The sequence below is a fragment of the Bordetella sputigena genome (genome assembly GCF_965137885.1).
GTDB classification, from domain to species: domain Bacteria; phylum Pseudomonadota; class Gammaproteobacteria; order Burkholderiales; family Burkholderiaceae_B; genus Bordetella_C; species Bordetella_C sputigena.
On the sequence record NZ_CBCSCA010000030.1, the window covers coordinates 1 to 12,013 of the forward strand.

The window sequence follows — 12,013 nt, forward strand, 5'->3', positions numbered from 1 at the left end:
GCCGGTACACGATCCGGATCGCGGTCCGCCTCCGGTCCTTGCCGGCGAGGCGGCGTGGGCCCGGTGCCGGGCGGCGGGGCGCCAAGGATTTCAGGCGGCCCTGCGCGAGTCCGATCGGGGATGTCTTGTTCAAGCGTAATGCGGACCGGATTGTCGCCGTGTCCTGGCGGTGTGTCGCCGGCCGGCGGCCTTGCGACGGTGATTTCGCGTTCCTGCTTGCGCTCGATTTCGCCGAACGCCGGGGCGGGACCGATGACGGGCGGGGCCGGCTCCCTGGGCGGCGGAGGATCGTAGGCGTCGAAGGTGCCCTGGAATCCCGCCGGCATCTCGGCCACCATCACGTCGCCCGTGTCGCCCGGCGGAGGCAGATGCATGTAATCGACGCCGCCATGCGATACCGGCGCGGCCTCGGCCACCACAACCTGGCCACTGCCCGGCGGCGGCAGATCCAGCGTATCGTGGCCGCGTATGAAGGGCGCGCCTTCCGGCACGGCCCACACGGTCACGGCGGCGCTGTCGGCGGCCCTTTGCTTCTGCAGCTGGAAGGCATGTCCGGCGAGCATGACGCGCGGGGCATTGTTCGCCAGCGTGTAGGTGGCGCCGCCGTCGTTCGCCGCATGGATCAACGCCACGGAGGTCACGACTTCGCTTATCGCGCGCGTGTCGCGCACCGCCACTGTGACATTGCCGCGTATGGCGCCGTCCACCACGATCTTGTCTCCCGTGCCCAGCGCCGTATCGGATCGCATATGCACGGTGCCCTTGCCCTCGATGTCCTGCAGTACGTGCAGCCGGTGGAACGTGGGTTGCGTACTCGCGCCGGGCAGCCGCGAGTAGGGTTCTTCCAACGTATGGGTGGAACCGCGTTTGGCATGAGCCGGCCCGGCGCGTTCGTCGGCTGCCGGATCGGGCTCGCGAAAAGCCACCGTTCCCTGGTCGAGCACCACCCGCTGGACGGTGGAATCCCCATCCAGCTTCCATTCGCCGCGGCTCGCCACCGTGACGGTCCGGCCGATATCCGTATGGCCTTGCCATGAGGCGCCGCGCGTCAGCTTGACGTCCACCCGGGGCGCGTCCGGGTCGCCGCTCCAGATGCGGCCGCGCGCGTCGCTGTCGTCCAATGCCAGTTCGACGTGGGCCGGCAGCGCCGGCCCGCTGTCGCCGCGATCGCGGCCGACCTCCAGCAGGCTGGCGGATCCGCTGTGGATGGACACATTGCGGAAATCGAAGCGGGCCGTTTCCCTGTCATTGCCGGTCCACGCAGCCAGCGCGGAACCCGCACTGCGCAGCGTGCCGCGCCCCTGGGTGGCCTGCATGCGGAACACGCCGGCTTCGTTGCCAACCGCGAAGCGGGCGTCCTGGGACGTCGTGACGGCGACGTCCTTGAGGGATACCTGCGCGCGCACGACCTCTACCGCCGGCGAATTGCGTCCCGCCATGGCGATGAAGCCATCCGCCAGGTGGACTTTGGTCGGCACCGGGCAGCGCGCCGCATCGTCGCGCCGCGCGGCATCCCCGCGAACGCGCAGGCCGAAGCTATCGGGACCGGTCGCCGCGATGCCGACGTTCCTGCCGTCGACGCGGGCGGTGGCGCCGACCGACATCGCGACCGCGCCGGTTTCCCGCAGGGAGATGCCGACGCCGTTGAGCTCCAGCCGCCGGCGGCCGTGTATGGAAACGCCCGTATTCCGCGGGGCCTGCCCGAGGATGCGCACGTCCGGGTTGTGCGCGCTGGCCTGGCTGGTGTACCCCATGCTCCACAGCGTCGCGTTGCCGGTGGGCTGTAGCGGCCGGCCGAGGCGGACGACGGGAACGGCCGCGTGGACGCCCGTGCTGTCCGGACCGTGCAACGTGATCGTGCCGCGTTGCAGCGCCAGTTCACCCAGCAAGGAAGGCGCCGCGCCGGCGGCCGCGCCGTTCATGCCAGTCATGCCAGCCATGCCGTTCATGCCTTGCACGGCGTGCGCGCGCGCGCCGCCTGTGGCCAGGTCCGCGTCGGCGATGACCAGCCGGGTGCCTGCGCCGTAATACACCGCGTAGGCGTCGTCCCCGCTGGTCGATAAGAGCCCCGACAGAACGGCGGAGCCGGGGTGCAAGGCCTGGACGGCGTGCTCGCCCGCGCCGCGCGTGACGACAGGCCCCTGCACGCGCGCCATGCCGCCGGCATCGCCGCGGGTGGCTTCTATGGTGGTGCCGGATGGCCCGTAATGCCTGATCCCGCCACCGGCATAAACGGGATCGGGAGGATAGGCCAACAAGCCGAACGAAGTCGCGCCGTACAGGGCGCGACGGATCCATGGCAACTGGCCAAGGGAGGAAACCGGAATTCCGCCGGATAGGCGGAAGCGCTGAAACATCGAATGCGGGTACGACGATGGCGGGGATGCAGGGTGTTGCGGGTAAGACATACTGCTCCTTTAGCGCTGGAAGGTTTGGGGGCGAATCGGTGCTGCGTACTCTCTGGTGAAGGGGGAAATGGAAGGATGTGAAGCGCGCGGGCCGCGCGGCGGCGCGCGAAACACCGCTGCGCGATCGGCCTTTGCAAGGCGCACGAAGACACTGGCGGCGCCGCTGCAAGACGCGGCGCTACAGGAAGAATGAACAGGGGTGGGGAGCTTGCCGGTTCCGGCTATCCCTTACCGTGGCCGCGGCGCGTGATGCTCGCGGCGGTCGCAGGATGGCCGGCTTGCGCGCGGCGGAAATGCCGCGCGTGTGTTTACGACAGGGATAGGCGGGAGATGCGGGGGGAAGGTAAGCGAATTCATGAAGCGGCGGACTCTACGACCAGACTCTATTTATGTGCAACCGGGTTCTGTCACTCGGACGCCCGTTCGTCGCGAGCTTGAGAGTCGCGTTCCGGCTCGCGGCAGGAATTCCAGGTCTGCACAATTTATAAGACTCAGTCTCGTACGAGCCGGGCAGGCAAGGCCGGAAATGCAATCCAGCATTACTGAAATGACGCATGAAACCGCGGGTTTACGCGTAGTCCGGCGGCAAGCGGCGCGCTGGGTCAGGCCAGTACGCTGAACCCTATTGTCGTGATGCCGTTGTCGCTGCTGGCGAACACATCGCCGCCGTGCATGCTCGCCACTGCCTTTACGATGGCCAGGCCCAGGCCATGGCCGTGGGTGTCGCCCTTGGCGTGGCGCGATGCGTCGACGCGGTAGAACCGGTCGAACAGGCGCGGCAAGTGGATGGGGTCGATGGGCGCGCCCGGATTCGAAACGGCGACGCGCACGCTGCCGGGCTGCGGATCGATACGCACCGTAATGCGCCCGCCGCAGGCGGTGTGCTGGATGGCGTTCTGCAGCAGATTGGTCACGGCGCGGCGAAAGCGCGCGGTATCCAGCGATGCCTCGGCCCGGGTGTCGCCCTCGATGTCGACGGCCAGCCGCATATCGTCCAGCACGAACTCGAAGAACTCTATCGTCTTGCCGACTTCGGCCGCGACCGGCGTGCGCACCAGTCCGGTGGCGGCCTCGCCCTGGTCGGCGCGCGCCAGGAACAGCATGTCGTTGACGATGGCGCGCAGGCTGTCCAGCTCTTCCAGATTGGACTGCAGCACTTCCTCCAGGTCGGTCGCGCTGCGGCGGCGCGACAGCGCAACCTGGGTCTGGCCGATCAGATTGGTCAATGGCGTGCGCAATTCGTGCGCAACGTCCGCATTGAAGGCCTCCAGCCGCGTGTAGGCGGTCTCCAGGCGGCCCAGCGCGCCGTTGAAGGCGCCGGCCAGGTCGGCCAGTTCGATGGGCAGGGTGGCGACGTCCAGCCGTTGGGCCAGGTGGCGCGGACTGAGTGTGCGGGCCTCGTTGGACAGGCGTTGCAACGGCAGCAAGCCCATGCGCGCGACCCAGTGCCCCAGGAACATGATGAGCACGACGGCGGACAGCAGCAGGCTGGCCAGCGCGATCAGGAAGCTATGCAGGGTATGGAAATACGGCGCGGTTTCGATGCCGACGATGAACTTCACCTGTGGACGGTCCTGCAGCGCCGGTACGGTGCGGACCAGGATGCGCATGGGATACTCGCGGCCCGGGATGGCGACGCTGCCGAAGCCGTCGGGCGGCGGCGTCAGCCCCAGCGCCGCGGGCACGTCCTTGCCGTAGGCATAGGCCGGATCGGGGCTGAGTATCCAGAAACGCAGGCTGCCGTCGGCGGGCGTCAGCGTATCCATCTTGGTTTCGGCGCGGCTCCAGCGTTCGGTATTGCCCATGCGGTTCAGCGCGTAGAGCATTTCGTTGGCGGTGGTGTTCAGGACCTCGGTCTGCTGGCGCGCGAGTTCGGCGCGCAGGACGCCGTACAGGGCGGCGCCGATCAGCGAGAACGTCAGCAGGGCGACCGACGCGAACATCAGCGCCAGCCGGGTGGTGATGGAGCGGCCGCCGCGAGCGGCCCGCGCGGCGGGCTGCGTTTCGGGTTTCGCTTCGGGTTTCATGGGGGGTTCATTCGGGGTTTCGCAGCGGCTTCCGGTCCGCGTTCATTCGCAACGTCAATCGTGGCGTCATTCGTGGCGTCATTCGGGCGGCGCGTCGTCGCGCTGTTCCAGCACATAACCCATGCCGCGGATGGTATGCAGCAGGCGGGTGCCGAAGGGGCTATCGATCTTGGCGCGCAGGCGCTTGATGGCGACTTCGACGACGTTGACGTTGCTGTCGAAGTTCATGTCCCAGACCAGCTCCGCGATCGCTGTCTTGGACAGGATCTCGCCCTTGCGGCGGGCCAGCACGGCAAGCAGGGCGAACTCCTTGGCGGTCAGGTCGATGCGCACGCCCGCGCGCTGCGCCTTGCGGCTGGCCAGGTCGATCTGCAGGTCGCCGATGCGCAGGTGCATGGGTTCCTGGGTGCGGCCGCGGCGCGTCAGGGCCTGCAGGCGCGCCAGCAGCTCCAGGAAGGAGAAGGGCTTGACCAGATAGTCGTCGGCGCCGTCCTGCAGGCCGCGGATGCGGTCTTCCACGCTGTCGCGCGCCGTCAGCATGATGACCGGCGTCTGGCGGAAGCGGCGCAGTTCGCGCAGCACCTGGAAGCCGTCCAGGCCCGGCAGCATGGCGTCCAGGACGATGACGTCGTAGGCATGCTCCACCGCCAGATGCTGGCCGTCGACGCCGTTGTGCGCCAGGTCGACGGCGCAGCCCTGCTCGGTCAGGCCCTTGTGCAGGTAGTCGGCCGTTTTGAGCTCGTCTTCGACGATCAGGATTTTCATGGCGGGGGGCTGGCGCGCGACATGGTGATACGGTTTGCGGGGTGCGGTTCTTTTACTCTATTTCTGCACCACGGGCTGGCCGTGGGCGCCGTCAGGGCCGTTCTGGCCGTCCTGGCTGTTCAGGCCGTCCGGGCTGCCGGACCCGCCGGCGCGGTCCGTCTGCCGCGCCGCCTTGCGCGCCGCACGGGCTTCCTTGCGGCGCAGATACCAATAGTGCGCGCGGTCCAGGTACAGGTAGACCACCGGCGTGCTGAACAGCGTCAGCGCCTGCGACACGATCAGGCCGCCGACCATGGCGTAGCCCAGCGGCCGGCGCAGTTCCGCGCCCTGGCCGTTGCCCAGCATCAGCGGCAGGCCGCTCAGCAGCGCGCACATGGTGGTCATCATGATGGGACGGAAACGCAGCAGGCAGGCCTGGTAGATGGCTTCCTGGGGCGACATGCCATGCTCGCGCTCGGCATGCAGCGCGAAGTCGATCATCATGATGCCGTTCTTCTTGACGATCCCAATCAGCAGGATGATGCCGATCAGGGCGATCACGCTCAGGTCGTAGCCGCCGGCGCGCAGGATCAGCAGCGCGCCCAGGCCGGCCGAAGGCAGCGTGGACAGGATGGTCAGCGGATGGATATAGCTTTCGTACAGGAAGCCCAGCACGATGTAGACGGCGATCAGCGCGGCGGCGATCAGGTAGGGCTGCGATTTCAGCGAATCGCCGAAGGCCTTGGCCGCGCCCTGGAAGGAGCCGATCAGCGTGGCGGGCACGCCCATCTCCGTCTGCGCGGCGTCGATGGCTTGCACGGCCTCGCCCAGCGAGGTGCCAGGCGCCAGGTTGAACGACAGCGTCACCGCGGGAAACTGTCCCTGGTGGTTGATGGCCAGGTAGTTGGTCCCGGTGGTGTCCAGCTTGACGAAAGTGGACAGCGGAATCTGCTCGCCGGTGATCGGCGAAGTCAGATACAGCTTGCTGAAAAGCGAGGGATCGCGCTGTAGCGCCGGGGTCACTTCCAGCACCACGTGGTAGCTGTTCAGCTGCGTGAAGTACTGCGCCACCTGCCGCTGGCCGATGGCGTCGTAGATGGTGGCGTCGATCAGCGCCGGGGAAATGCCGAAGCTGGACGCCCGCGCGCGATCTATGGTCAAGGTGGCGGTGGGCGCGTTGCTTTGCTGGTCGGATGCCACGTCCGTCAGCTGCGGCAGCTGCGCGAAGCGCGCGGCCAGCCGGGGCGCCCATTCGTTCAGCTCGTCCAGGTTGGAGTCGGTCAAGGTGTACTGGTATTGGGTACGCGACAGGCGGCCGCCGACGTTGATGTCCTGGCCGGCCTGCATGTACAGCGTTACGCCTTCCACCTGGGCGACTTTCGGACGCAGCCGGCGGATGACTTCATCGGCATTGTCGGTGCGGCCGTCTTCCTTGGAGCGCAGGCCGATGTAGAAGCGCCCGGTATTGAACTGCGTCTGGTCGCCGTTCATGCCGAAGGCTGCCACGTCCTTGTCCTGGCGCACGATATCCGCCAGCTGCACCATGCGGCGGTTCATGGCGGCGAAGGACGAGTCCTGCGACGATTGCGCGAAGCCGAAGATATAGCCGGTGTCCTGCTGCGGGAAAAAGCCCTTGGGTATGGTGACGAACATCAGGCCGGTCACCGCCACCGTGGCGATGAAGCTCAGCAGGGTGATGCGCTGGTGCCGCAGCACCCATTGCAAACCGTGCTTGTAGCCCGCGAGCATGGCGTCGAAGCCGCGTTCGAACAGCATGAACAGGCGGCCGTGCCGGCGGCCGTGCTGGTTCTTCAAATAGCGCGAACACAGCATGGGCGTCAGCGTCAGCGAGACGATGACCGACACCAGGATGGTCAACGTCACGGTGACGGCGAACTCGCGGAACAGGCGGCCGACGATGCCGCCCATCAGCAGCAGCGGGATGAATACCGCCACCAGGGACACGGAAATCGACACGATGGTGAAGCCGATCTCGCCGGCGCCCTTGTAGGCGGCCTCCAGCGGGCCCATGCCGTCCTCGACGTGGCGATAGATGTTCTCCAGCATGACGATGGCATCGTCGACGACGAAGCCCACGGCGATGGTCAGCGCCATCAGCGACAGGTTGTCCAGGCTGAAGCCGGCCACGTACATCATGCCGGCCGTGCCCATCAGGGCCAGCGGCACGGTGACGCAGGGAATCAGCGTCGCCGCGATGTCGCGCAGGAAAACGAAGATGATCATCACCACCAGGACGATGGTCAGGATCAGCGTGAACTCGACATCCTGCACCGACGCGCGGATGTTCGCGGTGCGATCGATGATGGTGTTGACCTGCACGGTGGGCGGAATGGCGGCGCGCAGGCGCGGCATGGCTTCCTTGATGGCGTCGACGGTGTCGATGACGTTCGCCCCCGGCTGCTTGCTGATCTGCAGCACGATGCCGCGGCCGTTGGTGATGGTATTGCCGGGCTCGGCGGCGGGACCGGCATAGGCCCAGGCCGCCAGCTTGTTGTTCTCCGGTCCATCCACCGCCACGCCGACGTCGCGCACGCGTATGGGCGCGCCGTTGCGATAGGCGAGGACCATATCGTTCCACTGCGCGGCCTTCAGCAACTGGTCGTTGGTATAGGTGGTGAAGCTTTGCGTGGGGCCGTCTATGGTGCCCTTGGGCTGGTTGACGGTCGTGGTGGCGATGACGTTGCGCACGTCCTCCAGGCTCAGGCCCAGCGATTTGAGCTTGGTGGGATCGACCTGCACGCGCACCGAGGGCTTCTGCTGGCCGCCGATGTTGACCAGCCCGACGCCTTTTATCTGCGAGATCTGCTGCGCCAGAATGTTGTCGGCGTAGTCGTTGACCTCGGTGATCGGCAGCGTATCGGACTGCACGCTCAGGATCATGATGGGGGCGTCGGCCGGATTGACCTTGCGGAAGGTCGGGGCGTTGGGCAAATTGGACGGCAGCTGGCCGGAAGCCGCGTTGATGGCGGCCTGCACGTCGACGGCGGCGGATTCGATGCTGCGGTCCAGGTCGAATTGCAAGGTGATCTGGGTCTGGCTCTGTCCGCTCAGCGAGGTCATTTGCGACAGGCCGGCGATCAATGAGAACTGCCGTTCCAGCGGCTGGGCGACGTTGGACGCCATGGTTTCCGGGCTGCCGCCGGGCAGGTTCACCGTGACCTGGATGGTGGGGAAATCGACTTGCGGCAGCGGCGCCACCGGCAGCAGGGGCCAGGCCGCGATGCCGACCAGCAGCAGCGCCAAGGCCAGCAGGCTGGTGCCGATGGGGCGCTTGATGAAAGATGCGGAGATGCTCATTTGCCTGCCCCATTGACGCCTGCATTGGCCGCGTTAGGCTCGCCCGCCTTGCCAGGCCGGGCGGGCGCCGGCGCCTTGCCGTCATCCGCGTTTGCCGTGTTCGCCGCCGCCGCGCTGATGCCGGCGGGGCCCGCCATCGCGGTCGACGTTTTCGATTCGACGGTGTGGCTGCCGGGGCGCAGCTTGTACTGGCCGTCCACCACCACCCGCTCGCCGGCCTTCAGGCCGTCATCCACGACGGCGACGTTGTCCTGGATCATCGCCACGCGGATGGGCTGGATGCGCGCGACGCCCTGGTCGTCCAGGGCATAGGCATAGGTGCCGTTCTGGCCGCGCTGCACCACCGCGGCCGGTACGGTCAGCGCCTGTTTGCGGGTGGACAGCCGCAGGCGCGCATTGACGTACTGGCCGGGCCACAGCACGTGGCGCGGATTGGGAAACAGGGCCTTGAGCTGTACGGTGCCGCTGGTGGTGTCGATCTGGTTGTTCACCAGCACCAGCTTGCCATCGCCCAGCGCCTGGTTGGTTTCCCGCCCCAGGGCGGTGACCGGCAGGCCCTGCGGGGTGTCCGCCATGGCGGTATTGATGTCGCCGACCGCCGATTCCGGGACGGTGAAAATCACGGAGATGGGGTCGATCTGGTTGATCACGACCAGGCCGCCGGCGTCGCTGGCGTGGACGATATTGCCCGGATCCACCAGCCGCGCGCCGACGCGCCCGCTGATGGGCGCGGTGATGGTGGTGTAGCCGAGCTGCACCTGCGCGAAGGCGACCTGCGCTTCATCCATCTGCACGGTGGCTTCGAGCTGCGCGACCAGGGCGCGCTGGGTGTCCAGCTGCTGCTGGGTGGCGGCGTCTTCCTTGGTCAGCTGGGTGAAGCGCTTCAGGTCCAGGCGCGCGTTCAGCAGCTGCGCCTGGTCCTTGGCCTGGGTGGCCTTGGCCTGCGCCAGCTGGGCCTGGAGCGCGCGCGGGTCCAGCTGCGCCAGCAACTGCCCGGCCTTGACGTCCTGGCCTTCGACGAAGCCCACCTTGTCGAGCTCGCCGTCGACGCGGGTCTTGACGGTGACGCTCTGGTTGGCCGTGACGGTGCCGACGCCGGTCAGGTAGACGGGCACGTCCTGCTGTTCGACGCGTGTGGAGGTGACGATGACGGGCGGCGTTTTGGGCGCGGGCGCGTCGGCCGATTCGGCCCGGTGCCCGACGCCCCAGACGCCGGCGACGACGGCCGCCAGGGCCACGGTGACAGCCGCGTATCGGGCGCGGCGCCGGGACAATGCATCTGCCATGATCTTCGCTCTCAATCTGCAATACAGGGTTCAGTGGCCGACGCTGATGCGTCCGGCAGAGGCGGCCGCCGCGGGCGCGGCCGGCTCGCCGGCGGTGCGGGGCGTGTCGCTCATGCCGACCTTGGGGCCGGCGTTGTTCATGTCCGCGTCCCGGGCCGCCACGGGAACGCCGAGCCGCGCGGCGTCCCAGCCGCCGCCGGTCGCCTTGACCAGGGCCACGCTCGCCAGCAGGCGGCGGCCGAGCAGGTCGGCGGCGGTGCGCTCGTTGGACAGGGTCAGGGCCTGCGCGGTGACTACCGTCAGATAGGTGGTGGTGCCGGCGCGATACTGGGCCAGGGCAAGCCGTTCGGACAGTCGCGACGCGGTCACGGCCTGGTCCTGGGCGACGCTTTCGTCGGCCAGGACGCGCAGGTTGGAAAGGTTGTCCTCGACTTCCTGGAAGCCGCCCAGGACGGTTTGCTTGTATTGGGCGACGGCGGCGTCGAAGCCGGCGCGTGCTTCGTCGACCCGGGCGCCGCGCAGGCCGCCGTCGAATATCGTTTCGGCCAGCGCGGCGCCCAGCGACCAGATGCGGCTGGGGGTGTTGAACCATTGCGCCAGGCCGGCCGTGCCGCTGCTGAAACCGAGGCCGGCGCTGAGGGTGACGTCGGGATAATAGGCGGCCTGCGCGACGCCGATCTGGGCGTTGGCGGAGGCGGCCAGGCGTTCGGCGCTGGCGATGTCGGGGCGGCGTTCGAGCAGTTGCGAAGGCACGCCGGCGGGGATTTGCGGGACCTTGGCTTGCCAGCTTTCCGGTGCGGGGGGCAAAGTGAAGTCGGCCGGCGCGCGGCCGATGAGAATGGCGATGGCGTGTTCGAGCTGGTTGCGCTGGGTATCGAGGTCGATGGCCGATGCCTGTGCCGTGCGCAGCTGCGCTTCGGCCAAGGCGACGTCCGAACGTAGCGCGACGCCGGCGTTGTACTGGCTTTGGGTCAGTTTCAGCGAGCGTTCGAAGGCGGCGATGGTGCGGGCGAACAAGGCCTTGAGTTCGTCGGTGACGCGCAGTTGCAGGTAGTCCTGGGCCAGGGTGGCCTGTACGCTGAGGCGCGCGGCGGCCAGTTGGGCCTGGCTGGACTGCGCGCTGGCGTCGCTGGCTTCGACGGAGCGCCGCACGGCGCCCCACAGGTCGGGTTCCCAGGCGGCATCCAGCGACGCGGCATAGGTGTCGCCGAGTTTGCTGCCGCTGTTGCCGTTGGTGCGCGAGCGGTCGGCGGATACGCCGGTGGTCAGTTGCGGCCAGAAGGCGGCGCGGGCCTGCTGGACCAGGGCGCGCGCCTGGCGGTATTGGGCGGCGGCCTGGGCGATGGTCTGGTTGGCGCTGGTGGCCTGGGTTTCCAGGTCATTGAGGGTACTGTCGCCGTAGATTTCCCACCAGTTCTGGCGGGTGTCGATCTGGCCGGGCTGGGCGGTTTTCCAGGCGCCGGTTTGCGGCGGGGTTTCCTTGTACGCGGCGGGGATGTTCATGTCCGGGCGCACATAGTCGGGGCCGACGGCGCAGCCGGATAGCAGCGCCAGGGCCGACAGGACAGCGGACAGGGAAGGGAGGCGCCGGGCGCGGGGCGCGGGCAGGGCAGTGGCGATCATGATGCGGCCACTGTACGAAGCGGGCCTGGACGATAGGCTGTCCTGGACCTGACAAATCTGTCAGTTACATGGGGTGGGGCGTGCGGGCGCGAGTGTGTCCGCCGCGTGGTGGGCGGTGATGCTCGTGTGCGATTTCACACTGTGCAGCGGGGCGGTTCAGAAGGGTTTGACGACCACGAGCGCCAGGATGGCGATAACGGCCGTTGCCACGAGGAGCGGCGTGATGCGCCACATGCCGGCGTGCTTGCCGGCGGCGCGGCGCCGCAATGTACCGGCCTGTATGCCATGGATGGCGGTGAGCAGCAGGACGAGGGCCAGCTTTGCGTGCAGCCAGCCGTCGTTCAGCCAATGGCCCTGGATGGCGAGGGCGATGCCCAGTGCCCAGGTGAGCGCCATGGCGGGGGTGGTGATCATGCGTTGCCAGCGGCGCGCCTTTGCCGCCGATGGGGNGGCGTGGGGGGCGNCGGGNGGGTCGGCGATCAGCATCAGCGAGACGGCCGATACGCCGGCGATGAAGATGAAGGCTGCGGTGATGTGGAGGATTTTGGTCCAGGTGTAGAGGATGGCGAAATCCATTGGGGGCTTTGGGTGGTGTGCTGCTTGGTAG

At 67.8% G+C, this 12,013-nt stretch carries 7 protein-coding genes and 1 pseudogene; all 8 read right to left on the bottom strand.

Annotated features, from left to right (window positions below; all coding sequences use genetic code 11):
• The coding region (locus ACNA0R_RS27110) for a pertactin-like passenger domain-containing protein (protein WP_415829184.1) at positions 1-2,408 on the bottom strand (2,408 nt) is incomplete at its 3' end.
• Positions 2,409-3,010: 602 nt separating this feature from the next.
• The gene (locus tag ACNA0R_RS27115) at positions 3,011-4,435 is read right to left on the bottom strand and encodes a heavy metal sensor histidine kinase (protein ID WP_415829185.1); all 1,425 of its coding nucleotides are present in this window, start codon (positions 4,433-4,435) and stop codon (positions 3,011-3,013) included.
• A gap of 78 nt (positions 4,436-4,513) precedes the next feature.
• The gene (locus ACNA0R_RS27120; RefSeq protein ID WP_415829186.1) at positions 4,514-5,200 is read right to left on the bottom strand and encodes a heavy metal response regulator transcription factor; all 687 of its coding nucleotides are present in this window, start codon (positions 5,198-5,200) and stop codon (positions 4,514-4,516) included.
• Between the two features lie 57 nt (positions 5,201-5,257).
• The gene (locus ACNA0R_RS27125) at positions 5,258-8,497 is read right to left on the bottom strand and encodes an efflux RND transporter permease subunit (protein ID WP_415829187.1); all 3,240 of its coding nucleotides are present in this window, start codon (positions 8,495-8,497) and stop codon (positions 5,258-5,260) included.
• On the bottom strand, positions 8,494-9,783 hold the full coding sequence (locus ACNA0R_RS27130) for an efflux RND transporter periplasmic adaptor subunit (protein WP_415829188.1): 1,290 nt from the start codon (positions 9,781-9,783) through the stop codon (positions 8,494-8,496). The genes ACNA0R_RS27125 and ACNA0R_RS27130 overlap by 4 nt, the downstream gene beginning before the upstream one ends.
• A 30-nt stretch (positions 9,784-9,813) precedes the next feature.
• Positions 9,814-11,406, bottom strand: a complete 1,593-nt coding sequence (locus ACNA0R_RS27135) for an efflux transporter outer membrane subunit (RefSeq protein ID WP_415829189.1) — start codon at positions 11,404-11,406, stop codon at positions 9,814-9,816.
• Between the two features lie 156 nt (positions 11,407-11,562).
• Positions 11,563-11,855: CopD family protein (locus ACNA0R_RS27140; RefSeq protein WP_415829190.1), on the bottom strand; the 293-nt coding region annotated here is incomplete at its 5' end.
• A gap of 20 nt (positions 11,856-11,875) precedes the next feature.
• Positions 11,876-11,982, bottom strand: a pseudogene (locus ACNA0R_RS27145) (hypothetical protein); the annotation flags it as partial.
• Positions 11,983-12,013: the final 31 nt, after the last annotated feature.